The organism is Oenococcus alcoholitolerans (assembly GCF_051852995.1).
In the GTDB taxonomy this organism is placed as follows: domain Bacteria; phylum Bacillota; class Bacilli; order Lactobacillales; family Lactobacillaceae; genus Oenococcus; species Oenococcus alcoholitolerans.
Genome location: NZ_CP176042.1, coordinates 1,300,144 through 1,326,854, shown reverse-complemented (window position 1 = coordinate 1,326,854; position 26,711 = coordinate 1,300,144). Strand labels below are relative to the sequence as shown.

Here is a 26,711-nt window from a genome sequence, read left to right as displayed (position 1 = left end):
AAAGCACATAATATAGGAAAATTTTAGCGGATTAAGGTATATTAAAAGTTATGTTTCGTCGTTGGTTCATCCGAATATTTATCGGGATCATAATAATTTACTTAGCCGTTTGTACCTTTTTCTTTTCTTTTGCCGAAGTAAGAAATTCACATAATGGTTTAGATTACACACGCAGCGATGTTTTCAGCCGTCGTCAGCTTCCTTATCTAAGGGAATTTCAGCAGCGTTATGCCCAAGCCGGCAGCAATGTACATACACACTCCGATGGTCTGCGGCTTGATGCTTATTATCTGCCGGCTGCTCGACCGACTGATAAGACCGTTATCATCGTCCACGGCTATCGTCACAATAAGACGGGGATGAAAAGTTATGCCGGCCTCTTTTCACAAATGGGTTATAACACACTGACTGTCGATAATCGAGCCCATGGCCGTTCACAGGGCAATTTCATCGGTTACGGCTGGTTGGATAAAGATGATCTTAAAAAGTGGATCGATTATTTGATAAAAAGAAATCCCAGAGTCCAGATCGTACCTTTTGGTATTTCAATGGGTGCTGCGACGGTCACGATGCTTTCCGGCGATAAATTGCCTGTCAATGTTAAAGCGATCATCGAAGATTCCGGCTATACCAGTGTCAGTGATGAATTAGATTATCAAGCCGGTCAGATGTTTCACGTTTCAGGAACTTTTTTCCTGCCGACTGTCAGCTTGATCTCAAAGGTCGTTGCCGGCTATTCATATTATCAGGCCAGTTCGGTCAAACAGCTGGCAAAAAATACGCGGCCGATGCTTTTTATCCACGGCGGGGCTGATAAGTTCGTACCGACCAAAATGGTCAACAGTCTTTATAAGGCTGATCGTAACTCAAAGAAGCAGCTTTACATTTTTCCGGGTTCGGCCCATGTTCATTCTTTTGCCGACCATACCCGAGCTTATCGCCAGCGGATCAGTGATTTTCTTAATCTATACTTTAAATAACTCTCTTTAAATTTTGTTAAAATGAAATGGTTGCTTGAAAGGAACAATAATGAACATATTTTTTGCAATCTTGAATTACGCTTACCTGCTTTTTTCACAGATCATTTTTCTGGTTTTGGCCATTTTCTTGATCCGCTTGGGCATCAGCGTTAAAAATCATTACCAGCAAAGAGATCAGGACCAAGCGGCAGCGACTGATATAAACGATCAGCCGGAACCATTGGCCATTCCTAACCGTTTTGCCAAATATCGGAAGGCTGCTGAGATCAGACCGATCAAAGAGACTCAGGAAACCAAGACAGTCATCAGCAAGCCTGCTTTTAAGTTCCAATTACCGGTAAAGCTTTTTTACTGGTCGCTTTGGCTTTTGTCTTTTTACCTGATCTTCTATCAGGTGATCATGCCGTTTCTCAGTCTGCTGCTTGGCGGCGGTTCGTCACAATCGACCGGCTCATCATATTGATAAAAATCTGCCCTCCGGCAGTTTTTTTATTGCTGTTTTTTAACTCTGGTCTGTTCGATGACACGACGCATTTTCGTGATGACTCGGCTGGTGTCTTTTTCCAGACGATGACCGACAAGGGTAAATAAAGTATCGATGATCGTTATCTGAGCGATCAGGGAACTCATTGATTCTTGGCGAAAATTCACTTCTTCAGAATAAGAGTTCAAGACCAGATCGGCATTTTTTGCGACCGGTGATTCAGGGAAAGCAGTGATGGCGATTATTTTACAACCGTTTTCTCTTAGCTTGTTTTCGACCAGCAAAGTGTCTTGGTTTCGACCGGAATGGCTGATGACGATACCGAGACATTTTTCGTTCAAATGAGCAGCCTGCATGATCTGAATGTCGTAATCCGGATGACTGACGATGTTAAGCGGCGTGCGCAAAAATTTGTGATAGGCATTGAAGGCCACGATCGATGATCCGCCGATACCGAAAAAACCGGTTTTTTGCGAACCGATCAGCCAATCAACAGCTTTTTCCAAGTCTTTTACTCTCAGATTTGAAGCTGTTGAACGCAGGGCTGAAATGCCGGCTTTGAATAATTTATCGACGACCCTTGTGCTGCTGTCCTCGTGATCGATCTCAGTGAAGAAATCCGAACTGCTGCTTTTTTGACTAGCGGAAATGGCGATCGAAAAGTCGCGGAAGCTCGGATAGCCCAAGTGCTTTGCAAATCGCGAGATCGAAGCGGTCGAAGTGCCGATGCGGTTGGCCAGGTTCTGGATGGTAGCGTCGGCGGAGATATCTTGATGGGCAAGGATGTATTCAGCGATCTTTTTTTCAGTCGGATGCAATTTTTCATAAACCGACCTTATTTTTTCGGGAACGTTCTGCATTTTTGATTTACCTCTATGTAAATATTTTACACAAAAATTGTTGAAATTAGTAAAAAAGTTTCATAGAATAAACTTGTTAATTCGAAAAGAGGAGCATTAGAAGAATGCAAGTTGGTATGATCGGCCTTGGAAAAATGGGCCTTAATCTCGTAAAAAATATGATCGATCACAACATTGATGTTGTTGGTTTAGATCTTAATCCGGATTCACTTCAACAGGCTGCTGCTTACGGTGCACAAACAGCAGTCGAAACCGCTGAATTAGTCAGCAAGCTGTCCAGCCCGCGGATCGTTTGGGTGATGGTCCCGGCTGGAAAGCCGACTAATTCTACGATCGATGATCTGATCAGCAAATTAGATGCTGGCGACGTTTTGATCGATGGCGGCAATTCTAACTATAAAGATAATTTGGAACAGAATAAGCGGACGACCGCTGCCGGAATAAAGTTCTTTGATGCCGGGACTTCCGGCGGTATGGAAGGTGCTAGAAACGGCGGCAACTTTATGATCGGCGGAGATGATCCGGAAGCTTGGAAGATCATCGAACCGCTGTTCAAAGCTATTTCTGAGCCGGACGGTTATCTTTATACCGGCAAGCTCGGATCCGGACATTACTTGAAGATGGTCCATAACGGGATCGAATATGGTGAGATGCAGGCGATCGCTGAAGGGTTCGACGTTTTGCAGGCTTCCCAATTCGACTACGATTATGAGGCAGTGGCTAAGCTTTGGAACCACGGTTCAGTCATTCGCGGCTGGCTGATGGAATTAGCTGAAGACGCATTCAGCAAGGATCCTAAGCTGCAAAAGATCGCTGGTCGGATGCATTCTTCTGGTGAGGGCAAGTGGACGACTCAAGAGGCGCTTGATCTTCAAGTACCAACGCCGATCATAACTATGGCCTTGATGATGCGCTATCGTTCGATGGAGGATGATACCTTTACCGGTAAAGTCGTGGCAGCTTTGCGTCACGAATTCGGCGGTCACTCAGTCGACTTGGTCGAAGACGAAGATTGATATTGGATGTAAATAAGCAAAAAAAGCTCCAGATTTGTTTGCTGGAGTTTTTTTCTATCTAAAAATAAGTTATTTCGGCAAAAAAAGTCACTTTAGGCTAAAATTATTGAGAGGCTTACCTAAACTCAGCAAACTCATTTAGAGTATTCGAATAAGTGATGAAAAAAACAGCAATTATCGTTGACAGTTCTAGTTATATAAATAATTTGGATCTGCAAAAATACCATATTTATAAAATTGATGATCCGGTTATTTTTGGACAAAAGGTTTATCATGAATCAGATTGGCCGGATAACGCTGATTTTTACCGGCAAATGAAAGAAGCATCGGTTCAGCCGACGACTAGCCAGCCTTCATTAGCTGATGTTGAAAAAACGATCCAGCAAGTGATCGATGATGGTTTTCAACAGGCGATCATTATCACTATTTCGTCTGGTTTTTCCGGTACCTACCAAACGGCTTTTTCGGCCGCTGAAAAGTTTGCTGATAAGTTGAAGATCGTCGCCTGGGACTCTAAGATCGCCTGCGCAGGTGCCGGCAACCAAGCTTTGATGGCAGCGAGATCGGCTCAAGCGGGTGTTGATTTTCAAACGATCCTTGATAGACTTAAAGAACAAAGAAGTACGACAGATGTTTTCTTCGTCGTTGATTCGATCAAGCATTTACAAAGGACCGGCCGGCTTTCCGGGGGACAGGCTCTGATCGCCGGATTGTTGAGTATCAAACCGATCTTGCGGATCGACACTAATAAAGAAGGCAAGATCGATGCAGTCGCCAAAGAGCGCAAGATGAGCGGGGCTTGGCGCTATATTGCTGAACATTTCGATCCGGTCGTTAAAGAATATCGTCAGCGCGGTTTGAAATTACGGGTATCGGTCGTTGACGCTAACAATCCGGAACTGAGTGCGGAATGGATGGAAAAATGCAAACGGCAGTGGCCGGAACTGGTGGTCGAACGGGGGATCATCGGGCCGCTGATCGGTGTGCATACGGGTGAAAAGGCAGTTGGATTTATCTGGTCCGCTGATTACGATCGTTATTTCGATAAAACAGATAAAGGGGATGGGGATAAAGATGTCAAAAAATATAGCAATCATAACCGATAGTTCTTTCAATTTAAGCGAAGACGATATCAAAAACTATGGCATCTATACGGTTCCAGTACCTTTGATATTCCACGGACGTGTCAGGTATTCATCTGATTGGTCGAATCCGGCTAAATTTTTTAAGGAGATGAATTCAGCCAAAGAATTGCCGACGACCAGCCAGCCGTCGCCAGCCGACGTTATCTCTGTTTTTGATCAGGTCAAAAAAGCCGGTTATCGACAAGCGATCTTTTTGTGTTTGTCAGCAGGTATTTCGGGTTTTTATAATTCTTTGCTTAATCTTGCGGGCGATTATCAAGGATTGGATGTGACTGTTTGGGACAGCAAATCAACTTTGCGTGTGGCCGGGGCACAGGCTTTGTTAGCGGCTGAACTTTCAGCACAGGGCAAAAATCTAGATCAGATAATCGAAAAATTAACGATCTTGCGCGATTCGACCAACATTTATTTGATCGTGGATGATATCAATCATTTGAAAAGGACCGGTCGTTTAGCCGGCGGCGCTGCTTTGGTTGCTGGCTTGCTGAATATCAAACCGATCCTGCATTTTGATGATCAAGGCAAGATCGTCGCGGTCGCTAAAGAACGGCAGATGCGCAGAGTTTTCCGCTGGCTTTTGAAAAAATTTGAAAGTCAGCGAGCAGATTTTGATCAGCCGATCAGGATCATGTTTGCCGATGCCAATAATCGCGAACTGACTGAAGAATGGCGTAAGGAATTCAGTCAAAAATACCCTGATCTAACGATTGAAATGATTTCGATCGATCCGATGATCGGTGTACATACCGGCGAGAAGGCGGTCGGATTTGTTTATATGGATGATTGGAAAGCTTTGGCGAAAGCGGAATAGGAAGAATTTTGAAAAGGAAGATCCTACTAACAATTTCAGCTTTAGCTCTTTTATTCGTCATTGTTTTTTTCTTCACTGAAGCTAAAAGCCAGGGCAAAGCCGACAGCTCGCCCTCATCGACTTTGATCGGCAAAGCCGGCAGCCGTTTGAATACCATCAGAAAAAATGCTGATCGCGGTATTAAAAAAATCGTCAATAGTTTTTCAAAAGGGATAGGCCATGATCCGGCTGATAATGGAAAAACACTTCCTGACCAAGCCGAACTGACTCGGCGTTTGAATGCGATCGTCGGCAAGTCAAAAGTCGATGTGGCGCTTTTAGATAAGAAAAGCGGCCAGCAGCTGACCTACAGCAATGGCGGTTCTAATTTTTGGCTGGCGAGCAGTATCAAATTATCGATCTTAACAGCTCTGGTCAGCCAGTATGGCCCTTTGACCGGCACTGATGATCAGCAGGCACAGGCGATGATAACTTACTCGGATAATGACAGTGCGACCTATCTTTTTAACGAACTGGGTGGTTTTCCGGCTTTGGAAGCTTTCTGGGCCCGTTTGTCGATGACCTCGACTGTCTCTGATTATGATGGTTTTGGTATGTCGACTTCGACAGCAGCCGATCAGTTGAAATTGCTTGATTATATTCGCCGGCTGCCCGCTGATCAGAAAAGCTACATCATGAATCTGACCGGTCAAGTTATTCCCGGTCAATCCTTTGGGGTCGGCCGTCTCAAAGACGCACATTTTAAAAATGGCTGGCTCAATGACGACGATGGCCTCTGGTATGTTAACAGTGTCGGCAGTGTTGATGATCGTTATTTGATTGCGATCATGACTAAAAATAATCTAAGTTCACAGGCCGGCGAACGCCTAACTTCCAGGATCGCCCGCAACCTTTTTAATCCGAATACGATGCAGTTACAAAAAAACTAAGCCTTGAGACTTAGTTTTTTTATGCTTCATTTTCACTGGCTCTTGCCTTATTTAATTTTCGAAAAGCTGCCGGCGTCATATTGCAGTAGCGGTTGAAAGTCAGAATAAAGTAGCTTTCATCGGTAAAGGACAGGTAATTAGCGATATCTTTGATTTTAAAATTAGTCTGTGTCAATAATCTTTTTGCTCCGTCGATCTTTAAGTTGATCAGATATTTCTTAACGGTCAGACCGTATTTTTGCTTGAAGATATTGTTAATGCTTTGTTTGGATACTGATAAACGATCGGCGATATCGGATATTTTGACGTTTTCTTGAAAATGGTTGGTCAAATATTGTTCGATCTGGTCAGCACGGCTGAGGGTGTTCTCTTTTTTGAACCGCTTTAGTTCACGGAAAAAAGTCCAAGCGATCTCTTCAAGCCAAGCATTGAAGCCAAAAATATTCTGCTGAGCCTCGATTCGCTGAACGATCTCTGTCTGCAGGTAGATGCTTTTTTCGATGCTCAAACCATTGTTTTCAACGGTATCAGTGAACTTAGAGACTAAATCGATCAGAATATCTTTTTCACCGCGGATAACATTGTTGGATTTTAAGGCTTGGCCAAGAATGCTGAAGGTTTCTAATTTATCGAGATCGCTCTGGAATTCTTCCTCTTCTAGTTTTGCTAAGCTCTTCAGCAAAGAGTATGTATGCATGTGAAAACCGACGATGTCATCGAAAGGTCCGAGCTGTTTGATCATCTGACCCTTGATACTCATCTTATAGAGAGCCAGGCTGCGTTCGGGTGCGTTTTCTTCCTCATAAAGAAAATAGATCATTTTGGAAACGTTGGCTGATTGGCTGAGAAAATTTATATAGCTGAGCGGCCGGTTCTGTGTCTCCAGTTCGTTGATCTCTTTGAGCCCGATCAGCTTTTCACCAGATGGAAGCGGAATAGAGAGGACATAGCCGTTCTCGAAATTTATCAGTGTGTACTCTTTGGAAAAAGAAGTCTTGGCTGCTTTTTTTAAAAAATCATAGTTAAAATTTTTAGCGTCATTCGTTAGCAGCTGCAATTCGCCATTTTCATCATATAAGAAGATATCGATTGAAAAAATACTTGACAGCTGTTGTAGTTCGTTTCGAAACATTAGATATTCGACCACCTTTGAAGTTATTAACTATACTATTATCGCAAAAAGGGAGCAGAATTGTGTAATTTTTTGCTTACATCGAATAAGTTATTTCGATAAAATTAATAAGCGAGGAGAAAAGTATGAATGACATTTTGAAATTGATCCACGAACGAAAGTCGATCCGAAAATTCACCGGCGAGCATATTCCGGAAGACGATCTGACCAAAATCATTTCAGCGGCCAAATCAGTGCCCAACTTTAATAATTATCAGCCGTCGACCTTTATCGAGATCAGCGACCAAAAGATCAAAGAACAAGCGGCAGAGATATCGGGGATGGCTCACGTGGCGACTTCTGATCGTTTCTTTGTCATCACGGCTGATTACAATAAAATGCTGATCGGTCTGAATGAGGAAGAAAGAGCGACTGCCGTTGAAAATATGGGAGCTTACAACTACTTGGAAGGGGCAGCGATCTCTGCCGGTATCGCGGCTTATGCTGCCATTTTAGCGGCTAATTCTTTGGGTTACGGCGGTGTGACGATGGCCGGACCGGTCAAAGCTTTCGAGATCTATGAAAAGTATCTTCATTTGCCGAAAATGGTCAAAGTTATCTTTACTTTGGCATTAGGGGTACCAGCTAACGATCCGGGAGTCAAACCAAAGCTGCCTTTGTCAGTCTTTTGGCAAAAGGACGCTTACGACCAAAAAAAGATCGAAGCCGGAGTGGCTGAATATAATAAAACGATGCGGTCGTACTATAAGGACCGCGGTATCGACGATGATTGGACCAGCCATAATAAGAAGCGGATCGCTGTGCCTTTTGATTCAACGGCTCTGACTAAGTACGCGCATGACAAGGGTTTTGCTCTGAAATAAAAATGCTTGCCTTTAAGCTGGCTCCAAGGTTTATATTTATTGAAAAGGAATAAAAAGTGAGCCGCAGGATGATCATGACAATATTTTTATCGATAATTTTACTGTTGATCTTATTGTCGATTTGGTTTGCTTTTTATTCGCATCGAGCAGTCGACAGGCAGGGAGATAAAATGGAATTTACAGTCAAAACACAGTGGGTCGATTATGATTCGATCCGTTTATACGGAAAGATCTATGTACCGCAAACAGAGGGAAAGCATCCGGCAGCGATCATCGCCCATGGTTTTACCGGGGATCACTCACAGATGGCTATGTACGCGCGTTCTTTAGCTGAAAAAGGATTCGTTGCTTATGTTTTTGATTTTCCCGGCGGCGGTTATAACGTTGCCAGTACCGGCCGGGATAGCGAACATGTTTCGATCGCCAGTGAGCAAAGCGATCTGGAAGCGGCGTTGAATTATATTAGAAACCGTGATGATGTCGATACCGATCGCGTCTATCTGGCTGGTGCCAGTCTTGGTGGTGTCGTTGCGGCTTTGACGGCGGCAGCCCATCCTGATCAAGTCAGGGCTTTGGCCTTGCTTTATCCGGCTTTTAATATCGAAGATGATGCTGAGGAGCATTTTACCAGTGCTGATCAGGTGCCGGCCGGCGGTGTCGATCTATTCGGGATGACGATCGGACGCCCTTATTATCAGGCCTTATTGGGTCAGGATATTTATAAAAGGGCAGCTCGGTATCACGGTCCGGTTTTGATCATGCATGGAGATCGTGACGCGCTGGTGTCGATGTCCTATATCGAGCGCCTGCAAAAGACTTATGATCACGCGCGGCTGGAAGTGATCGCCGGCGGGACGCATGAATTCCCCGGCAGAGCTGGGCGGATCTCAGTCGAGATGATCGATCAGTTTTTCGGGGATGAAAAATAGTTAACGAAAGCCCTGTTTTTTGCAGGGCTTTTTGTTTACTAAAAAATAGTTATACAGTTGTAAATTTTATTCATAACGGTATTAAAATATTTTTCACAAGCTATAAAAATCCTATGAGTTTATGAATCAAGCATTGTACAATGTTATACATTTTTTTAGTGAAAATTTCTAATCAAAAACTTTTTTGAAATACGAATTATCTGAAATTTTTTTGTAACAAAAGCAACAAAACCTTAACATTCAGGAAGAAGAAATCTTTTGATTGCAGTTTATAATCAAAAGTAATTAGTCAAATTTAATTTTTATTTTTTAGGGAGAATAAATGGACACGACGATTTCTTATCAACGCTTATGGGAGCTCTTCAAAAAAAACTTCGCCTTTTTGCTTATATCGGCGATCGTTTTTGCGGGAGCTGCTTTTGCTGTAAGCCATTATTTGATAACACCGCGCTACCAATCAACGACTGCTTTGCTGGTCAACCGTAGTCAAAACAATCAGCAAGCAGCTGCTTATAATGACCAGCAAGCCGATGTCCAGATCATTTATACCTATAGGGATCTTGTAACTCGCCCAGCCATCGTTGACCCGGTAGAGAGTTCTTTGTCCAACCGATTTCCAGATATTAATCGTGCCAGCCTTCAGCATAGTATCACGACTGAAGCTTCACAAAATTCACAAATATTTTCTATCAACGCACGTTCTAACGATCCTTATGAAGCTAGGGATATCGCTAACCGTACTGCCGATGTTTTCCGTCAACGGATCAGTCAGCTGATGCCGCAAGTATCTCGAGTTTCAGTCGTTTCGCGTGCGACTGTTTCTGGACGGCCGGTATTCCCGAATACAAGATTATTCACGGCGGCCGGTTTTCTGTTAGGGATATTCATCGCGATCGTCGTAATTTTAATAAGAGAGCTAATGGATAATACCTACCGTGATGTTGAGTTCGTTAATAAGCTCGGGCTTAATAATTTGGCTACTGTTAATTACGCAAATTTTCATCATCACAGGAGGAATCGTTGATGTTCGGCAGAAAAAGAAAATCTTTGAAAAATAATCAGTCTGCGCGTTTTGGTGTTCCTTTGGTTACCAAAGATGATCCGCAAAACGTTGTTTCCGAGCAATTTCGTGTCCTCAGGGCAAATATTGATTTTGCATCGGCAGCGATCAAAAATTTTAAAACAGTTCTTTTTACCAGTTCGGAGATGTCGGATGGAAAGTCGACAACCGCACAGAATTTAGCAGTAGCTTGGGCACAGGCAGGCAAAAGCGTCTTATTGGTCGACGCAGATCTAAGACGTCCAACGATTGATAAGACTTTTGGTATCGACAATTCTCGTGGTTTGACAACGATCCTGGCGATGGGTGATCAACCGGCCGACATGATCGTGCAAACTGAAGTTCAGGGTCTTTTTGTCCTAGCTTCGGGTCCTTTACCGCCCAATCCTTCCGAGTTATTAGGTTCGGCAAAGATGATCCAACTGATCGACTGGATGAAAGCACAATTTGATTTAGTGGTGATCGATTCAACGCCGCTGCTGATGGTTCCTGATGCGCAATCATTGCTGCCGCGAACTGACGGGGTAGTCTTAGTTGCTGCTTTAGGCAAGACAAAAAAACGCAATCTTTTAGAAGCTGTTCATATTCTAAAGCTGGCCAAGGTCAAAATACTTGGCTTAGTATCGAGGGACCCAAATAGAGCTGATAAAGGTTATGGCTATAAATATGGATATGATTATTCATCGACTAACAGAATGACGACCGAACAGGTAGCTCAGCGACAGGAAAGAATGGATCGGCATAGCGGCTATCAAAAGGCTTCTTTTCAGACAGTTGACAGCAAGGTATTAGCCAAAGCAAACATCGCTAATAATCCGATCGAAAAAAGTAAAGAGGAAAAAGATACAGATATAAATAAGCCCTACTGGCAGGCTGGAAGTTATACAGAAAACGGAAGGTAAGTCGTGAAAACATTGAACATTGGGAAATCACAAGATCAAGATGAAAAGATTCAGGAAATAATCGAGTTTCCTGAAAAGAGTCTTTTTTATTATGCTGGCAAACGTTCGTTTGATATCGTTGGCGGTTTTGTAGGCCTGGTGATCAGTTTTTTACCGATCGCCATCCTTGTTATTTTGATAAAAAGGGATGGCGGACCGGCTTTCTTCGTCCAGGAACGAATCGGATTGAACGGGAAGCCTTTTAAAATGTACAAGCTGCGCAGTATGGTCGTTAATGCTGATGAATTAAAAGACAAGCTGCTTGATAGAAATGAAATACACGGCGGCATGTTTAAAATGAAGGAAGATCCGAGAGTGACCAAAGTAGGCAGGATCATTCGTCATTATTCATTAGATGAATTACCGCAATTCTTGAATGTTTTAAAGGGTGAAATGTCTTTGATCGGACCAAGACCATGTCTGCCCAGGGAACTAGCTAAATACTCTGAATATGATAAAAATCGCCTGTTAGCGAAGCCCGGTATCTCTGGTTTGTGGCAGGTATCGGGAAGGTCTAACCTTGAATTCAAAGATATGATCGAATTGGATCTGAAATATATCAGGGAAAGAAGCTTGATCAAAGATTTGAAGATTTGTTTAAGAACGATTTGGATCGTCGTTAGCAAGAATTCGGGGGGCTTATTGACTAGTGGCTAAATCAAAGAAACAACAAGTTTATATAGTTGGTTCCAAGGGTATACCGGCTAATTATGGCGGTTTTGAGACTTTTGTAGAAAAATTAACAGCTGGTCAAAAAAATAAAAATATTCAGTATCATGTATCTAGCCGTTTTGATAATAGTGATTTATCCAGAAACAACGCAAGATTTGATCACAATGGCGCTGATGTTTTTTCTATAAAAGTTCCAAATATCGGTCCCGCTCAAGCAATTGTGTACGACTATCAGTCATTAAAAAAAGCCATAAATATTAGTACACAAAATAACGACGATTCACCAATTTTTTATGTATTGGCTAATAGAATAGGACCTTTTGCAAAAAAATTTGCCAGACAAATTCACAAAATCGGAGGAAAATTTTATCTTAATCCGGATGGACATGAATGGGCGAGAGCAAAGTGGCCTAAACCAGTGAGAAAATATTGGAAGTATTCTGAGAAAAAAATGGTGCAGAACGCTGATCTGATAATAGCCGATAATCCTGAGATAGAAAAATATATTCAAAAGGAATATGCGGAATTCAAACCTAATACTACTTATATTGCCTATGGTACAGACGTTAAAAAATCAGTCTTGACTAGAGAAGATAAAAAAGTTCGAGATTGGTTTTCATCTAAGGGAATTAAAGAGAATAATTATTTTCTTGTTGTTGGCAGATTCGTTCCTGAAAATAACTATGAAACTATGATCCGCGAGTTTGTTAAAAGCAAAAGCAGTAAGGATTTTGTACTTATTACCAATGTTAAAAAAGATAAATTCTATAATCGCCTTATCGAGACAACTCATTTCGATAAAGACCCAAGGGTAAAATTCGTTGGTACAGTATATGACCAAGAACTTTTAAAGTATATACGTCAAAACGCTTTTGCTTACATTCATGGTCACGAAGTTGGTGGTACTAATCCGAGCTTGCTTGAAGCTTTATCAATGACTAGATTAAATTTATTAATTAACGTATCTTTCAACCGTGCAGTTGCTAAGAATGGTGCTTTGTATTGGTCTAAAGATAGCGGTGATCTCGAGAAACTCATTAATAAAAGTAGTGAATTTAACAGTGAAGATATTGCTAAATATACAACTGCCGCTGTTGGAAGGGTGGAAAGCGAGTTTACTTGGGAAAACATTATCGATAAATATGAGAAGAGATTTGTATTATGAATTTTGTTCCGTCTGATAACTTAAAGAAACTTCAGGATGTAGATACCCAGATGCTTAAAAAAATCATTGAGATTATGGAACTACATAATATTAACTATTATTTGATTGCTGGCACTCTTTTAGGAGCTGTTCGTCATCATGGTTTTATTCCTTGGGATGATGATTTAGATATTGGTGTCCCAAGGGATGATTATGAAAAATTTCTATCTCACAGACAAGATTGGCTTCCGGATAGATATTTTGCTGAAAATTTCCAAAGCAATGTAAATTATAAATATTATATTACACGTGTTTATGATCGTACCATTAGAGTTAAGGAATTAAGAGATAAAAATAACGAGACCTCAGAATCATTCGCTTCTCTAGATATTTTTCCTCTTGATGGGGCACCTAATAATAGTTTAGCTAGAAAAATTTTTGTTTTTCATATTTTATATTTGCGCATGATGGCATCATTAGCAAATTTCGATAATATTGATTTGTCTCGACCGAGGAAATTTTACGAAAAAGTTATTATTAAATTCGCTGGATTCCTTGGTACGAATAAATTTATGAATTCTAGTCATTATTATTATAAAATTGATAAATTACTAAAAAAACAAAATTTTGAAACATCAAGATTTGTTGGTTCTATTATGGGTGCTTATCGAGAGAAAGAGTTGTTTCCAAAAAAATATTTAGGCATAGGGAAAAAACAGATATTTGCAGATTTTCAGGCAAATGGTCCAGATGATTTTGATGCGTATTTAAAGCACATGTATGGAGACTATATGCAATTTCCTAGTTCGGAGGAAATCAAAGAAAAGAAGCACTTTGAAATTATTAATTAAAGTAAAGGATTATATAAATGAAACGTGTAATCACTTATGGAACATTTGATATGTTGCATTATGGTCATATAAATCTTCTCAGAAGAGCTAAGGCTCTAGGCGATTATCTAGTTGTAGCTTTGAGTACTGATGAATTTAATTGGAACTCTAAACAAAAGAAAACCTACTTTAGTTATGCAAAACGTAAGCAGCTTTTAGAGGCAATACGCTATGTTGATTTAGTCATCCCTGAAGAGAATTGGGACCAGAAAATTAACGATATGAAGCTCTATCAGATAGATACTTTTGTCATGGGAGATGATTGGGCAGGTCAATTCGATTACCTTCAAGAAAAAACAGGTGTGGATGTTGTCTATCTACCGCGCACACCAGAAATCTCCACTACTCAGATAAAAAAGGATCTTAACTCGAAGAACTTAGTCACAAAACACGCCTCAGCAGCGGAAAGGAAAGAACGCTAAATGCTTACAAACTATCCGCTGGTTAGTGTGATTGTTCCGGCTTATAATGTCGAAAAATATGTCAAAAAAACCATAGAGAGCGTTTTAAATCAAAGTTATCCTAATATTGAGTTAATTGTGATTGATGATTGTTCCACAGACAATACTTTAAGCATTCTTAAAAACATGCTGTTCATCCATGAAAACGTTCATTTAATAATCAATCGCTACAACCAAGGGCTGTCGGGTAGCCGAAATATTGGTATTCGAGCAGCACAAGGGGATTACGTTGAGTTTCTTGATGGTGATGATAGACTCAAGCAAGATGCGGTTACCGTTCTTGTGAAGCAAGCTCAGAAGCACGACGCTGATCTCGTTGCCTTCAATTATGAGGTTATTAGAAAGGAGGGTGAATTAAAGCCAGCTGAAAAGAGAATGATTATTTCTAATTTTCCCACAGGCGTCTTTCTTGGCCAAGATAAACTCAATTTACTGTTCAAAAATCATTTTCCACATTTCGCTTGGTCTTTCCTCTACAAGAAATCTTTATTTGCAGATCATACAATTCTTTACCCTGTGGGACGTTCATATGAAGACTATGCAACAACCTATAAAACAGTTTTTTTTGCTAATAAGTTGGTGTCTCTTAATAAACAGTTATATGAATATGTTCAACGCGATTCTTCAATTATGCATCTTCCAAAAGTTTCTCAGGCGGAAGATATTCTAATGGCTACGAAAGAAATAGATGTTTTTTTTCAATCAAGCAGCAGTGAAATAAAAAATTGGGTTTATGCCTATCAAATTCCTAGATTATTGAATGCTTATGGTATATCTCTCAAAGCTGGATCAGCAAATTTCCAGCTGACAAAAAAGATTAAACATCTGATTCTTAAAAAGGTATCCACTGTTTCTGTTTCATCATTTAATACGCGAGATAGGATTAAAATCTTGCTTATTAAGCTGAATCTGTTGGTCTTGTTGTATAAATTAAAGAGGATGAGAGCATGATACAACCAAATATCCTGCTCTCTGTGATTATGCCAGTTTATAACGTTGAGCGTTATTTGCGAAAAAGTATTGAGTCTGTTTTAAATCAAACTTATCGGCAATGGGAACTTATAGCAATTGATGATGGCTCTACTGATTCTAGTGGTGCTATCCTTGACGAATGTGCCTTACACATTGCAGATTCCAGATTCAAAATTTTTCACCAAAAAAATCAAGGGTTATCGGCAACGAGGAATTTTGGTTTAAAACACGCATCAGGGCAATATGTTTTCTTTTTTGATGCGGATGATTTGTTGGAATCGGATTTATTGTTTAAATCAATGCAAATATTAGAACGAGAACGGGCGGACTTGGTGCTCTTCCCATATAAAGAGATTGATGATAAAGGCGAGGCACTTCAACAGAAGAATGATCAATTTTTTGATATTCAACAAAAAAAAATACGTAGAGGTAATGATCTTTTGCTAGAGCTTCTAAAAGATCATATCAAAAATTACGCATGGCAGTTTATTTTTAGAAAGAGTATTGCTACTGCCCATAGTATTGCCTTTCCTGAAAATAGGTATTTTGAGGATATAGCAACAACACATAAATTTTTTTATTATGCTGGTAAAGCGAGGATATGTACATCTTCACATTATCTCTATCGAATTAGAAAGAATTCAATTGTGAATTCGTCCTTGGGTCAAAAAAATATCAATGATTTTATTGCTTCATCGAAAGATGTTTATCGTTTTTATCAAAACAATGGCCAATTGAAAAAATATGTTGATGGCTACTATATGAGCAGGCTGTACGAGTGCTATCGAATGATTGCACGAAAAAATTTATTTTACCAGTTTCAGCCACAAGTTAAAGACCTAACCGCAAAGCTTCGGAAACATTGGTCTTTATCATCGGTGAGGAATTTTTCTGTCAAACAAAGAACAATTTTGTTTTTAATTCTAGTTGGCCTTGGGAAAGTTATTAAATGAATGAAATATATCTGAGAATTTGGGGAAGTGTTTCGAAGTGTTTCATTTAAGATTATAAGTTTCTGTCTTTGAAACTTGTTTTTTAATCTTACTATCTTTAAAGGAAAACTTAAATTTGGAGGTACTTATTTTGAAAAAAAAACCAACCGTATCAATTTTAATGTCTACATACAATGGCTCTATGTATATTGAAAAGCAAATTGAATCTATTAAAAATCAAAATTTTCCATTTATCCAAGTTTCTATTATTGATGATCATTCGACAGATGATACTGTAAATAAAGTTCGTGGATTCATTGAAAAAAACGATTTAACGAACTGGCATCTACAAGTTAATTCGAAGAATATGGGATGGAGGCATAATTTTTTTGAGTTACTTTATTCAGCAAAAACAGATTATGTTTTTTTTGCGGATCAGGACGATATCTGGAACACTAATAAAGTCAGCAGAATGGTTCAGGTCGGTGAATCTATCAGCCAACTAAATGTGTTAGTTTCGGATTATGTTTTTTTTGGTGACAACAAGGATCATAGATTAAAAAAAATATCCGAAGTTAACTATGAAAATGATATCTTTCTTGTTTCACAAAATATCCGTAATCTCCAAATTGGTAGAGATGGATGCGCTTTTATGATTAAAGGCAGTTTTGTTTCTCAAATTCATGATATTGCTCATAAAATTCCTGTAGATTCGTTTGGATTATCTCAGTCGCATGATCTAGCATGTTGGCTATCAGCCGTTTTAAATAACTCTTTGTTTCATCTCAAAGATAATCTGATTGCACATCGCATGCATCAAAATTCTGCATGGTCCGAAGAAAATTCAAGAATAGATAATAGACTAAGCAACTATAATAAGAAATTGTTAGTCTATTATCAATACATTTTGGATTATGTAAAGGATCAACAACAAGATACAGTTTTTCGCAAGCAACTAGCTGAAAAGATCAGAGACATCAACGTGGAAATGTCACTTATAAATCAACATTCGAAAATAAGATTGTTCCTGAGTGTTTTCCAATTTAGTTCCATGCGAAGATATTTAGGTACGTTAAGTAGGGTACTGAAATCACACCAAATGTTCTGAGCCCGGTCGTGTCAACGCAAATTGCAAATTGTGTTGTTTTGTTCAAAGAGTTCTGTGATTTGTACGCCATTAGTGGTGATGAAAGTTAAGTGTTTGGTCATTGGCTGGACTTAACTTATGATATTTAAGAGAGAGAAGCTATGTCTACGGATAAGAAGGTTGTGTTTGATATTGTTATGGTGACATATAATCGTATGTCATACCTCAAGAAAAATTTAGATGAAATTGATCATTTAGCATATGCAGTCCACGATGTGATCATTGTTAACAATGGGAGTACTGATGGCACTCGACGTTTTTTAGATAATTATGATGGAAAATTAAATATCAAGCCCATTAATCTCCTACAGAACAAAGGAGGATCACGAGGCTTTTACGAAGGGCTGAAATACGTTGGCCAACATTTAGCGGTAGAAAATCATTGGATCATCATCATGGATGACGATGCATTCATGGATTCTGAATTCACTGAAAAAATTAAAGATGCAATCATTAGTCACCCACAGGTTTTTGCCTTTTCAGGTACTGTGATTGGGCTTCAAAGTAAAAAAATCGAAATTCTTCATCGACGTATTATGGATTTGCGTACTGGTCAACAAAAAAATTTGCCCATTGAAGACTATCAGAAAAAGTTTAATCTGATTAACGTTGCTTCTTTTGTTGGTCTAGTGATTTCTAGCGATGTGCTAAAGCAGATAGGATTGCCTAGATATGATTTATTTAGCCAGTTTGATGATACTGATTATTCTTTAAAAATTTCTCAAAATACTCCTATCGTAAACGTTAGTAGCGCCCTTATCCGGCATCCCGAATTTCCTCAGACAAAATATACAGCAAATTGGAAAACCTATTATGCTTTGCGGAATGAACAAATCGTTTTAAAAGAATACTTCAGCAAATCTGCTTATCATAGGCTTTTGCGACGAAGAAAATTTGAATTTATTAAATGTTGCCTAAAAGGACTTTTTGTAAAAAGATCTAGAGTATGGGCTAAAATTAGATACGATGCTTTAGCAGATGGAAAGCAAAATAGAGTTGGAATTAATAAAAAATATTTACCATAAAAATTGCTTGCAGAAAAGCGCTTTTAATACCTCATGCTGCTAGTTGGAAGACACATATCACGTACTGAGGTACAAGCAAATAATTTTGCAAGATTATTTAGTAAAATCAGCTTAAGATAAATTTGTCATTTATTTCTTAATTTAAATAGACTTCATTGTTTATACGTCTACTGAAAAGTCTATTTTCTAAGTGTTCTTACGGATGGATAAAAATAAGATTTGGTGCGTTCGGGGATATAAACGAAAGAAAAAAGATTAATTATCAATGTTTTCACGGAAATATATTGAAGGGTCATAAAAAAAAAGGGGGGGACACATGATTCAACACCATATTGAAGATTCTCAAAAGCTTAACCTACTAGATTGGTTACCTATTTTTTTTATTTTAGCATCTTCGATACCATTTGTTGTATCACGCTTTTTGATTAGAACGACCAATCCATTTTTAAATACGTTAGGGTTACGAGTATCAACAGGGACAATCATTTTATGCATTATTTTCGTTGCGGTGAAGGAAGTTTTGTTTTCCTTGAGGACGATTAGAGATTTTTCTGCTTTATTAATAGTTACGTTACTTTGCATCCTTCTATTTAGAACTCAAAATTTCAGATGGATGATACCAACAATAGCTATCGTATATGCAGCCAGAGATGTGAATTTTAGAAAAGTAATTTTGTATTTATCCTATTTAATTGGTGCTTTGTTTGTTATCACGATATTAGGATATTTTTTTAAATTTTTCCCACAACCCGTTTTTACGAGCTACACCAATTCTTTAAGAACTGGATTTGGATTCACTTATGCAACTTTTGCACCGAAAATTTTTTTCTTTTTGTCGTTAAGTTATATAGTGTCTAAAGGACAGACGATTTCCAAAAAAGCTCTATTCATTCTTGAACTTTTAAATATTTTTTTCTTTTTTCAATCTCGGACCATTAGTGCTTTTTTTTGTGCGACACTGGCTATTGGATTAACATTTTTTAAAAAAATTAGATTATCATCTCTGTGGAAGAAAAGAATGATGAGATGGTTACCTGTAGTTTTTTTTGGAATAACGATTTTCTTTGTCTATTTATATGGCCAGAACAATTCATTTGCTGCCTGGTTGAATGGAATTACTTCGAATAGGTTGAGATTAGCTTGGATGGGTTTAAATAGTTTTAGAATTCCTTTTTGGCCTCAACATATTCAGATGACTGCCTATTCTGATGTCATCACTCAATATACCTATATTGACAGTGGCTATATTCAAATGTTGGTTGTTTTTGGTATTGTAGTGTCTGCTGTCCTTGTTTTTGCAAATCAAAGGTTAATAGATTTTTTGCAAAGTAACAATGATTCTGTTGCGATTATTTGCGTTATATCAATTTTGATCTTTACCATGACAGACCCAGAATTTTTAAATATTGAATGCAACCCGCTAATTATTCTCTATTCCGCTGTGTTTCGAAAAAGATCCGACTGGCAAAACGACAGTCTTTTTTGTCATAAATTGGTTGTTAAAAGAAGAGGATATTGAATGCGTATTTTTAAAAACTATCTTTATAATCTAACCTTCCAAATATTTCAAATCATTTTACCCCTTATTACGACTCCTTACATTAGCCGTGTTTTAGGTCCGCGGGGCATTGGCATTAACGCGTATACAAATTCTGTGGTTTCTATGTTTATGTTGTTTGGCACACTGGGATTCAATATTTATGGCCAACAATTAATAGCAACTAGTCGAGACAGCCATAAAAAACTTTCTGAGACTTTTTGGAGCATTTTTTTTATTCGATCTCTGACAATACTTGTTTCTCTTATTATCTATTTGGTCGTGATTTTTTTGTTTTTTCGCGGCCAAAAATATGCTATTTTTTTAATTGCTCAAATACTTTCGTATGGTTCAACGATTTTAGATATTTCGTGGTTATATATGGGCATGGAAAATTTCAGAAAAATAGTTATTCGGAACATCTTAGTTAAGGTTCTGCTAGTAATGAGTATTTTCATTTTCGTAAAGAATCATGACGATACTTTAATCTATATAAATCTACTAAATTTAATATCATTATTATCCGCCATTACTTTGTGGATTGGGCTGCCTGTAAGTCGTCCTAAAATTCACACTTTTTTCTCCAAAAAGAAGTTATCTCTTTACAAAACACACATCTTAAAATCGGTCGCTTTATTCTTGCCATCACTAGCAATTCAACTTTATTTAGTGGGGAACAAAGTTATTTTGGGTGCCTTTGCCGGTTATAAACAATCTGGGATTTTTGAAAATGCTAATAAAATAATCACAGTATCTTTGACGGCTATTGCTTCCATTGGTACTGTAACATTGCCTAGATTGACTAACGCATTTTCTAAAAAGAATAAGCAAGATTTTAATAAGGTTATTAAAAATAGTTTTACCTTTTTGAATGCTTTTTCCTTTCCGATGATGTTTGGTTTGATTTTGATATCATCGCCATTCTCACTAATGTTTTTTGGCAATTCATTTGCAGGAGCAGGCCTTATTCTATGTGTTTTATCACCTATTTTTGTTTTTAATTCGTGGAGCACTATCACGGGCTACCAATTCTTGCTATCAACAGGTCAAATTAAAAAATATACGTTTTCTACCGTTGTCAGTTCAACGGTGAGCTTTGTAATTTGCTTATTACTTGCTCCTAAATTTGGGGCACTAGGTGCCGCTATAGCTTTACTAGCGGCAGAAGGAACTATTTCCATAGTTCAAATCATAGTAACTTTTGATCAAATTCATTACAAAAATTTTGTCTTCGATGGTGCTAAGTATTTTGTAGCTTCCCTATTAAGCTGGTTACTGACAAATTTTGTGGTTGAGTTTGTACATGTAAGGGGCATTTATCTAATAGCTTGTCAAGCGATATTATTTATTTTGTTTTATGTGATACTTGTCTGTTTCTTCAAAAGTGACATTATTCAGCTTGCTATGAAGATAATACTAAGTTTTTTTAAAAAGAGGAGTGAAAATTAAACATGGATTTAAAAGGAATTGCAATTAATTATGCGAAAGATGTTTTGACCAAAAAAATCAAAGGATCAACTCATAAAGAAATCAGATCCCGCAATTCAAAGATACTTTTATATATTTTAATAGGGTATAAAGACTTCATTTGGGATAATTTTTTTGCACGATTAATGAAATTTGTACCAGATAACATTGATGTATGTCTTGTTTCATCTGGAAAGAAAATTAGCACTCTTTCGCAAAAAGCGGAAGAACATAATTGGTCTTATATTTACTCTTTGAAAAACAATGTCTCAATTCTTCAAAATCTCGTTATTGACAGTTTTCCCAAAGCTGAATACATATATAAAATGGACGAAGATATTTTGTTAACTGAGAATATATTTGAATCTTTAATGGCAACGTACGAGGTGGCCGAAAAAGATAATAAATATCATCCTGCTTTTGTAGGACCGTTGATTAATGTTAATGGCTATAGCTATTCTATAATTCTTGATTCGATACATAAAAAAGATGCATTTATTGATAAATTCGGGTCTGCCAAAATAGAGTCAGGACCAGATAAACTTATTGAAGAAGATGTTAATACGGCATTATTCATGTGGGGAGTTGGCGGCTACGTACCGAATATAGACCGATTGAATAATTCCTTTTCCAAGAAAAAAACTCACTATTCCATTTGCCCAATAAGGTATAGCATTGGCTTGATCTTATTTAAGAGAACTACTTGGGAGGAAATGGGAGGTTTTCCGAGACGGCCGGGCAATGGTATGGGAATAGATGAAGAAAAAATTGACTCCTTAGCTATCAAATCTGCTAAGGTTGCGGTGATAGACGAAAATGCAGTTGTTGGGCACGCTGGTTTTGGTAAGCAAACCGATGAATTCAAAAAATTCGTTATTAGTAACCCTACCTTCTTGCCCCAAGTCAAATAATTCTCTAAAGCACTGACTTACTTTGTGGTTTTCCAACAAACATGCCAAATTGTTCCATATTGTTTGACGCTTTGTGTGTGATTGCCTACTACTCGAATTACGCATTATCCTCTCACAGGTACAACCGGTGTTCCGATTCAGTAGCACGTTGTCGCACACAGTTGAGGTAAGAGATTGGCGAATATGTCTAAAACCCAGTTATGGGCATCTGGGTTTTTGTTCTTAGGCACACATACACAAGGAAACACATTATATTTTTGGAGTTGTTTAAACGATGCTTGAGAGTGCTGTGGATGAAATTTGAAAATAAACAGAATTTTTTATAGTTGGGATGTTGTGGCAAAAAGAATCGTTGATAAATTAGTTGATTAGTCTCACTGAAAGACAAGCAGAAATGTTTAACAAATATCCGTGAAGTTTTTTTACGCTTACCATGAAGGCTGGAATTTAAATAATTTATGTTTGGCCTAAAGTTTACAATAACCAAATTGTTTTAGAGATTTTTTGAGTTCAGCTTGTTTTTTCAGAGTGCTGTTGAACGAAAGATTCCAAACAAAATCAAATAAAAGAAAATTAATTCCTTTTTAACTCTGACATGATATTGGACAAATTTTTCTCTTGTGTTGGATTTTTAATTTTATTTGTTAATTTGTGTAAGCTTGATAAACGTAACAAATTATCAATGTCGGTCTTAGACAAATTTGCTTTCGTTTGCATGGCAATTAATAGAGCGTGTGGCTGCGAGTTATCGACTTTTATTATTTTTGCTTCAAGTTCTGGCCGTTCAGCCAGTGCGACCATGAAGAATCTGTGAAACAGAAAATACTCAGTTACTGCTTTTCCACTTAGATAATAGTCGAACATGAGATTTCGAGTACGCTCAATCAGTTGCTCATGCGGTTTACTGGCTAAAGCCCAATTCGAAATAGGTATTGATAAGCCATTGCGTCCTGGTTTGAGGCTTTGATAAATAAATAAATCTTCTTCAAAGTAATTAGGCAATTGTTTAGAATTTAGATAGACTGTTGAGTCTAGCCATATACCACCGTTTTCAGTGAGTAACTCAGCCCTCAACAAATCGGAAAATTGTGTGTTGGGAATTTTTCCATCTTGCCAATCGGTGATCAATTTTTTGGGTAACTCTATATAATCCAAAAAATTCTTCGCTGTGATGAGTATTATTCTATTCCTTCCTAATTTTTTTTGTAAGTTTTCGTAATTTATTTGCACTAATTTAGGAGCATGCTCCATTCCTTGAAACCAACAAAACCAAATTGGTCTCTCATCAAAGGAGTGATGCTTTGATGTCCCTATAAGATCTTGTTGAAGATAGTTTGAATTGGTCTTATAGTTTACATATTTTTTATAAAATTTTTTCTGAATTTTGTTACTTATTGCTTCACGAAAAAGTTCTTGTCCAGTCTTATTGCTTACTAAAAAAGGGGCAATGCAGAGTGCGTATGCTAGCACGTGGGATTTAGAATAATATTTGACTAGCTTGAACCCACCTTGTTTTTGATATTGACTAATTATTTTTTTGAAAAGCATAACCTCTTCATTATAAGACATAAATTTTTTCATACTTGTTGACACATTGACATTGGGAAACAATTTATTAGTTTTGGTGTTGAAGGTTTGTTAAAACGCCATAATATCGCACATTCATATTCAATGCTCGGTCATCCCTACGATAATGCGAAAATTGAAAGCTGCCACTTGCTATTAAAGCGAGGATTGATTTATCAATTTCGAATCTCATCGATTGTCCATCTGATTTTGGATGTCGCAAAGTATATCAATTTGTTCGACATTGAAAGAATAAATGTTGTCAATCAAAAAAATAAAGTAGCCTAACCGATTCGGTTTTGCTGTGTTGATGGGATTGGTCGTTTCGGCTTCAAGCTGGGCAGCTCACATCTCTCCAATCAAATTAATTAAAGAGCGTATAGGATGATCTGCTAGCTACATGCTGGGTATTAATTGTCCAGCCAATGATCTTGTGCTTTAGTAGATCTTTAGTAAAGAGTTAATCAACCTAGTTTTATGTCTGACACAGATAATCACAGTTTCAAGGCTAACGACAATCGAGAAAGCATTAGGCAAATAGATATGGCAGATAAAACAAAGCAAGTATTTATTTCATACTCACATAGGCAGCAAGAGCTGGCAACGGCTTTAGCAAAGGATTTGCAGCACTGGTATATCAGTAATCTTTGATCAATAGGATCTTTCTGCTGGTGGTGATCTTTTCCATTTTATGGAGAAAAGTCTCACACGTCCGGATGTTGACTACATCATTGTTCTGTGTGACCAGGATTATAAAGACAAAGCAGATAAAAAAGACGGCAGTGGAGCCAGCACGGAATCAACGATTATGACGCCAAAAGTATACGATTCTGTTGAAAATACTTGCATTATTCCTTTGGCTGTTGATTTTAATGCTGAAGGTAAAGCTATTGTATCGACTTTTTTAGCAACGAAAAAGTATATTAAGTTCCAATGCCGAGGAGGCTTTATGAAGATACTTCGTTTTTGTGGAGGATCCGAGGCTCCGTTTTCCTATATTGGAAATGTTTCAGAGCGTTATTATGTTATTAGACGAGGAGTTTAAGTGGCAATAAATGCTAGTGAACAAAGTTCTGTACATATGTTGTTAAAATTTGTCGATAATCAATACTTGGATAGTTTTATAAACGAAGGAAAATTACATTTTGCCTCTCTTTCTGATTTTAGAGAGTTGGAAAATTGTACAGGAGATACCTTCATTGGTGATCGTGCCGAAGGCTCTGTTGAACAAGATTTGGATCTCAAAAAAATCCTGTATCCATACCGTTTGCTTTCACATACTTGGAAAATGATCCTGCAATCAGTGAAGTTTGCCTAAGGGATTTTACAAGTCTGCGAATAAATACAACATACCCAAATTCAGAAAATATTGGGATTTGTTCTTTTGTTGAATTATCAACAGATGATTTTGAATTACTAAGTCCCGGGACAAATGTATATATGTTGAAAGAGAATATTAAGCAAATCTTAAAAAACTTCTAAATTCAAAATAGAACGTGTGTTGTGGTAAGTGACCTCCCTATTTTTGAAACAAAGTTGGTGGATGCATGCTCTAAAATTACTTCAGACGTAATTCCTAATCGGGTTTTATATTATGATGAATCCAATCAAATAGAGGCGGCTGATTTACTGAAGGATATTGATAAGGGCCAACTGTTATTTTACAAAAGGAACAGATATAAGGACCAGCGTGAATTCCGGTTTGTTTACAAAGCAAATGTTCCGAAGCAAAGAGGACTTGAACCCCCTTTAGGTGATTTATCGGATTGTGTTATGAAAATAGATTTAGTTCATCAGCCAGTTACTTTCAGTCTAGCTTGAACCTTTTTCTATAATTATTACCTAGGTATGGGTTCGTAGTTTGTCGAAGGACACAAAAGTAGCATGGGGTCCGGGATTTAATAAAATTTGGTGGATTCTGGCAAAATGTTTGTTAAATTGTTTAGTTTCACTTTCGGTAGCTGATTTTTCGTCTAGGTGGTAGTATTCAAATAATTCTTTGATATGAATTCTACCTCCGAGAATCAGTTTATGCAGCAAACTTTTGCCATGGTCTTTCGATATTGTTTCGCCGTAACCTTGAATGAGACGATTAATGTTTTGAAATAAAGCATCCTCATCAAAACCGTCATAGTCGGAGTAATAAAAATACAATTCCGTCTTTTGGCCATAGAGATCAATTGCATCAAATATGGCATAGAAATAAGATTTATCCGCAGAATTTAGCGAGTGACCATATATTTTAATTTTGTCCAAAGAATGGTCGAACAAACTATGGTCATGATGCTGTATGTGTGTGAAAGCCAGTGTACGATATGTTTTTGTGAATCTAACTAAGGAATGTTCCTTGTCGTCACTCTCATAATCGATTCCCATGATGATGTTGTTGTCTTTGATATTTCCATGAACGTTTCTTGAATAATAGATTTTAGATTTAAAGGTTTTTTCTTCGAAATTTGGCTGTGTGTAGTTGAAAGTCAGTAGCGCGTTATTAATTGTTGAATTATGATTAAGTTCGTTGTCGGAAATATCATTCTCAAATAGATTATCAAATTGTAAGCCAGCTTTCTGCTGATAATCAGTGTTGTCCTTTGTAATCTGTCTTAGATAATCCGAAAATTCATCTTCCATTGCATTGAGTTCTTTGAGGAGAAGCAATTTGATCAGTTTAATTTTGTTCGCATCATTGGCCTTATCAAATACTGTGATCCAATTCGATTGATTTCTAACGCGATGGTCGAAATATTTCTGTTGGAAAATGTTGAATACTTGGCATATAAATAAAGCGGTCCGGATTTTCAGTATACGAACATGGACTATTTTCGCCAAAGTAAATA

The 26,711-nt window shown here is 37.9% G+C and carries 27 protein-coding genes; 23 read left to right on the top strand and 4 right to left on the bottom strand.

The window, feature by feature from the left end; translation table 11 throughout:
* The first annotated feature begins 50 nt into the window (after positions 1-50).
* Together ACKP2L_RS07265 and ACKP2L_RS07260 are read left to right on the top strand one after the other, a co-directional pair.
* A complete protein-coding gene (locus ACKP2L_RS07265) occupies positions 51-980 on the top strand; it encodes an alpha/beta hydrolase (protein WP_439425193.1) in 930 nt (309 codons plus the stop codon).
* A 49-nt stretch (positions 981-1,029) separates the two neighbouring features.
* Positions 1,030-1,443, top strand: a complete 414-nt coding sequence (locus ACKP2L_RS07260) for a hypothetical protein (RefSeq protein ID WP_439425192.1) — start codon at positions 1,030-1,032, stop codon at positions 1,441-1,443.
* Between the two features lie 26 nt (positions 1,444-1,469).
* On the opposite strand, the gene ACKP2L_RS07255 is transcribed toward ACKP2L_RS07260, so the two are convergent.
* Positions 1,470-2,324, bottom strand: coding sequence for a MurR/RpiR family transcriptional regulator (locus ACKP2L_RS07255; protein WP_439425191.1), 855 nt, complete (start codon positions 2,322-2,324; stop codon positions 1,470-1,472).
* A 104-nt stretch (positions 2,325-2,428) separates the two neighbouring features.
* Here ACKP2L_RS07255 and gnd point away from each other — a divergent pair, with 104 nt between their 5' ends.
* The 4 genes from gnd to ACKP2L_RS07235 all read left to right on the top strand — a co-directional run bounded on the left by gnd (position 2,429) and on the right by ACKP2L_RS07235 (position 6,225).
* On the top strand, positions 2,429-3,340 hold the full coding sequence (gene gnd, locus ACKP2L_RS07250) for a phosphogluconate dehydrogenase (NAD(+)-dependent, decarboxylating) (protein ID WP_439425190.1): 912 nt from the start codon (positions 2,429-2,431) through the stop codon (positions 3,338-3,340).
* A 158-nt stretch (positions 3,341-3,498) separates the two neighbouring features.
* Entirely contained in the window at positions 3,499-4,446 is a 948-nt protein-coding gene (locus ACKP2L_RS07245) for a DegV family protein (RefSeq protein ID WP_439425189.1), read from the top strand.
* Positions 4,415-5,296, top strand: a complete 882-nt coding sequence (locus ACKP2L_RS07240; protein ID WP_439425188.1) for a DegV family protein — start codon at positions 4,415-4,417, stop codon at positions 5,294-5,296. Before ACKP2L_RS07245 ends, ACKP2L_RS07240 begins: the two co-directional genes overlap by 32 nt.
* Before the next feature lie 8 nt (positions 5,297-5,304).
* Positions 5,305-6,225 carry an LppW family protein gene (locus ACKP2L_RS07235; protein ID WP_439425187.1) on the top strand — a complete coding sequence of 307 codons (921 nt, stop codon included), beginning with the start codon at positions 5,305-5,307 and terminating at the stop codon, positions 6,223-6,225.
* A 19-nt stretch (positions 6,226-6,244) separates the two neighbouring features.
* Here the strand turns inward: ACKP2L_RS07235 and ACKP2L_RS07230 are convergent, their stop codons facing one another.
* Positions 6,245-7,357 carry a helix-turn-helix domain-containing protein gene (locus tag ACKP2L_RS07230; RefSeq protein ID WP_439425186.1) on the bottom strand — a complete coding sequence of 371 codons (1,113 nt, stop codon included), beginning with the start codon at positions 7,355-7,357 and terminating at the stop codon, positions 6,245-6,247.
* A 125-nt stretch (positions 7,358-7,482) separates the two neighbouring features.
* Here ACKP2L_RS07230 and ACKP2L_RS07225 point away from each other — a divergent pair, with 125 nt between their 5' ends.
* From ACKP2L_RS07225 to ACKP2L_RS07155, 15 genes are all read left to right on the top strand, one after another.
* Positions 7,483-8,220: a nitroreductase family protein gene (locus ACKP2L_RS07225; protein WP_439425185.1), complete on the top strand. Its 738-nt coding sequence runs from the start codon at positions 7,483-7,485 to the stop codon at positions 8,218-8,220.
* A 74-nt stretch (positions 8,221-8,294) separates the two neighbouring features.
* Entirely contained in the window at positions 8,295-9,149 is an 855-nt protein-coding gene (locus tag ACKP2L_RS07220) for an alpha/beta hydrolase (RefSeq protein ID WP_439425184.1), read from the top strand.
* A gap of 322 nt (positions 9,150-9,471) precedes the next feature.
* A complete protein-coding gene (locus ACKP2L_RS07215; RefSeq protein WP_439425183.1) occupies positions 9,472-10,173 on the top strand; it encodes a YveK family protein in 702 nt (233 codons plus the stop codon).
* The gene (locus ACKP2L_RS07210) at positions 10,173-11,111 is read left to right on the top strand and encodes a CpsD/CapB family tyrosine-protein kinase (RefSeq protein ID WP_439425182.1); all 939 of its coding nucleotides are present in this window, start codon (positions 10,173-10,175) and stop codon (positions 11,109-11,111) included. The genes ACKP2L_RS07215 and ACKP2L_RS07210 overlap by 1 nt, the downstream gene beginning before the upstream one ends.
* Positions 11,112-11,171: 60 nt before the next feature.
* Entirely contained in the window at positions 11,172-11,807 is a 636-nt protein-coding gene (locus ACKP2L_RS07205) for a sugar transferase (RefSeq protein WP_439426225.1), read from the top strand.
* The gene (gene cps2T / locus ACKP2L_RS07200) at positions 11,800-12,987 is read left to right on the top strand and encodes a beta 1-4 rhamnosyltransferase Cps2T (protein WP_439425181.1); all 1,188 of its coding nucleotides are present in this window, start codon (positions 11,800-11,802) and stop codon (positions 12,985-12,987) included. The genes ACKP2L_RS07205 and cps2T overlap by 8 nt, the downstream gene beginning before the upstream one ends.
* Positions 12,984-13,817, top strand: coding sequence for a LicD family protein (locus ACKP2L_RS07195; protein ID WP_439425180.1), 834 nt, complete (start codon positions 12,984-12,986; stop codon positions 13,815-13,817). Before cps2T ends, ACKP2L_RS07195 begins: the two co-directional genes overlap by 4 nt.
* Before the next feature lie 17 nt (positions 13,818-13,834).
* Positions 13,835-14,278 carry a glycerol-3-phosphate cytidylyltransferase gene (gene tagD / locus ACKP2L_RS07190; protein ID WP_439425179.1) on the top strand — a complete coding sequence of 148 codons (444 nt, stop codon included), beginning with the start codon at positions 13,835-13,837 and terminating at the stop codon, positions 14,276-14,278.
* Entirely contained in the window at positions 14,279-15,268 is a 990-nt protein-coding gene (locus ACKP2L_RS07185) for a glycosyltransferase family 2 protein (RefSeq protein ID WP_439425178.1), read from the top strand.
* Positions 15,265-16,242 (top strand): glycosyltransferase family 2 protein, encoded by a 978-nt coding sequence (locus tag ACKP2L_RS07180; protein ID WP_439425177.1) that lies wholly within the window; start codon positions 15,265-15,267, stop codon positions 16,240-16,242. The genes ACKP2L_RS07185 and ACKP2L_RS07180 overlap by 4 nt, the downstream gene beginning before the upstream one ends.
* Before the next feature lie 130 nt (positions 16,243-16,372).
* The gene (locus tag ACKP2L_RS07175; RefSeq protein WP_439425176.1) at positions 16,373-17,329 is read left to right on the top strand and encodes a glycosyltransferase; all 957 of its coding nucleotides are present in this window, start codon (positions 16,373-16,375) and stop codon (positions 17,327-17,329) included.
* Between the two features lie 140 nt (positions 17,330-17,469).
* Positions 17,470-18,393: a glycosyltransferase gene (locus ACKP2L_RS07170; RefSeq protein WP_439425175.1), complete on the top strand. Its 924-nt coding sequence runs from the start codon at positions 17,470-17,472 to the stop codon at positions 18,391-18,393.
* Positions 18,394-18,709: 316 nt separating this feature from the next.
* Positions 18,710-19,912 (top strand): hypothetical protein, encoded by a 1,203-nt coding sequence (locus ACKP2L_RS07165; RefSeq protein WP_439425174.1) that lies wholly within the window; start codon positions 18,710-18,712, stop codon positions 19,910-19,912.
* Complete coding sequence (locus tag ACKP2L_RS07160; protein WP_439425173.1) at positions 19,913-21,379, top strand: oligosaccharide flippase family protein; 1,467 nt, start codon at positions 19,913-19,915, stop codon at positions 21,377-21,379.
* 2 nt (positions 21,380-21,381) lie between these two features.
* Complete coding sequence (locus ACKP2L_RS07155; protein ID WP_439425172.1) at positions 21,382-22,308, top strand: hypothetical protein; 927 nt, start codon at positions 21,382-21,384, stop codon at positions 22,306-22,308.
* A gap of 573 nt (positions 22,309-22,881) precedes the next feature.
* On the opposite strand, the gene ACKP2L_RS07150 is transcribed toward ACKP2L_RS07155, so the two are convergent.
* Positions 22,882-23,889: a capsular polysaccharide synthesis protein gene (locus ACKP2L_RS07150; protein WP_439425171.1), complete on the bottom strand. Its 1,008-nt coding sequence runs from the start codon at positions 23,887-23,889 to the stop codon at positions 22,882-22,884.
* A 676-nt stretch (positions 23,890-24,565) separates the two neighbouring features.
* On the opposite strand from ACKP2L_RS07150, the gene ACKP2L_RS07145 reads away from it, so the two are divergent.
* A complete protein-coding gene (locus tag ACKP2L_RS07145; protein WP_439425170.1) occupies positions 24,566-24,919 on the top strand; it encodes a hypothetical protein in 354 nt (117 codons plus the stop codon).
* Positions 24,920-25,192: a hypothetical protein gene (locus ACKP2L_RS07140; RefSeq protein WP_439425169.1), complete on the top strand. Its 273-nt coding sequence runs from the start codon at positions 24,920-24,922 to the stop codon at positions 25,190-25,192. It begins immediately after the preceding gene.
* 524 nt (positions 25,193-25,716) lie between these two features.
* On the opposite strand, the gene ACKP2L_RS07135 is transcribed toward ACKP2L_RS07140, so the two are convergent.
* The gene (locus ACKP2L_RS07135; RefSeq protein ID WP_439425168.1) at positions 25,717-26,505 is read right to left on the bottom strand and encodes an AbiH family protein; all 789 of its coding nucleotides are present in this window, start codon (positions 26,503-26,505) and stop codon (positions 25,717-25,719) included.
* Between the last annotated feature and the right edge of the window lie 206 nt (positions 26,506-26,711).

What these genes read in the sequence shown, in the direction of transcription:
- ACKP2L_RS07265 (WP_439425193.1), top strand. Translation starts at nt 51, where the DNA reads ATGTTTCGTCGTTGGTTCATCCGAATATTTATCGGGATCATAATAATT.
- ACKP2L_RS07260 (WP_439425192.1), top strand. Translation starts at nt 1,030, where the DNA reads ATGAACATATTTTTTGCAATCTTGAATTACGCTTACCTGCTTTTTTCA.
- ACKP2L_RS07255 (WP_439425191.1), bottom strand. Translation starts at nt 2,324, where the DNA reads ATGCAGAACGTTCCCGAAAAAATAAGGTCGGTTTATGAAAAATTGCAT.
- gnd (WP_439425190.1), top strand. Translation starts at nt 2,429, where the DNA reads ATGCAAGTTGGTATGATCGGCCTTGGAAAAATGGGCCTTAATCTCGTA.
- ACKP2L_RS07245 (WP_439425189.1), top strand. Translation starts at nt 3,499, where the DNA reads ATGAAAAAAACAGCAATTATCGTTGACAGTTCTAGTTATATAAATAAT.
- ACKP2L_RS07240 (WP_439425188.1), top strand. Translation starts at nt 4,415, where the DNA reads ATGTCAAAAAATATAGCAATCATAACCGATAGTTCTTTCAATTTAAGC.
- ACKP2L_RS07230 (WP_439425186.1), bottom strand. Translation starts at nt 7,357, where the DNA reads ATGTTTCGAAACGAACTACAACAGCTGTCAAGTATTTTTTCAATCGAT.
- ACKP2L_RS07225 (WP_439425185.1), top strand. Translation starts at nt 7,483, where the DNA reads ATGAATGACATTTTGAAATTGATCCACGAACGAAAGTCGATCCGAAAA.
- ACKP2L_RS07220 (WP_439425184.1), top strand. Translation starts at nt 8,295, where the DNA reads ATGACAATATTTTTATCGATAATTTTACTGTTGATCTTATTGTCGATT.
- ACKP2L_RS07215 (WP_439425183.1), top strand. Translation starts at nt 9,472, where the DNA reads ATGGACACGACGATTTCTTATCAACGCTTATGGGAGCTCTTCAAAAAA.
- ACKP2L_RS07210 (WP_439425182.1), top strand. Translation starts at nt 10,173, where the DNA reads ATGTTCGGCAGAAAAAGAAAATCTTTGAAAAATAATCAGTCTGCGCGT.
- ACKP2L_RS07195 (WP_439425180.1), top strand. Translation starts at nt 12,984, where the DNA reads ATGAATTTTGTTCCGTCTGATAACTTAAAGAAACTTCAGGATGTAGAT.
- tagD (WP_439425179.1), top strand. Translation starts at nt 13,835, where the DNA reads ATGAAACGTGTAATCACTTATGGAACATTTGATATGTTGCATTATGGT.
- ACKP2L_RS07185 (WP_439425178.1), top strand. Translation starts at nt 14,279, where the DNA reads ATGCTTACAAACTATCCGCTGGTTAGTGTGATTGTTCCGGCTTATAAT.
- ACKP2L_RS07180 (WP_439425177.1), top strand. Translation starts at nt 15,265, where the DNA reads ATGATACAACCAAATATCCTGCTCTCTGTGATTATGCCAGTTTATAAC.
- ACKP2L_RS07170 (WP_439425175.1), top strand. Translation starts at nt 17,470, where the DNA reads ATGTCTACGGATAAGAAGGTTGTGTTTGATATTGTTATGGTGACATAT.
- ACKP2L_RS07165 (WP_439425174.1), top strand. Translation starts at nt 18,710, where the DNA reads ATGATTCAACACCATATTGAAGATTCTCAAAAGCTTAACCTACTAGAT.
- ACKP2L_RS07160 (WP_439425173.1), top strand. Translation starts at nt 19,913, where the DNA reads ATGCGTATTTTTAAAAACTATCTTTATAATCTAACCTTCCAAATATTT.
- ACKP2L_RS07155 (WP_439425172.1), top strand. Translation starts at nt 21,382, where the DNA reads ATGGATTTAAAAGGAATTGCAATTAATTATGCGAAAGATGTTTTGACC.
- ACKP2L_RS07150 (WP_439425171.1), bottom strand. Translation starts at nt 23,889, where the DNA reads ATGAAAAAATTTATGTCTTATAATGAAGAGGTTATGCTTTTCAAAAAA.
- ACKP2L_RS07145 (WP_439425170.1), top strand. Translation starts at nt 24,566, where the DNA reads ATGGAGAAAAGTCTCACACGTCCGGATGTTGACTACATCATTGTTCTG.
- ACKP2L_RS07135 (WP_439425168.1), bottom strand. Translation starts at nt 26,505, where the DNA reads ATGGAAGATGAATTTTCGGATTATCTAAGACAGATTACAAAGGACAAC.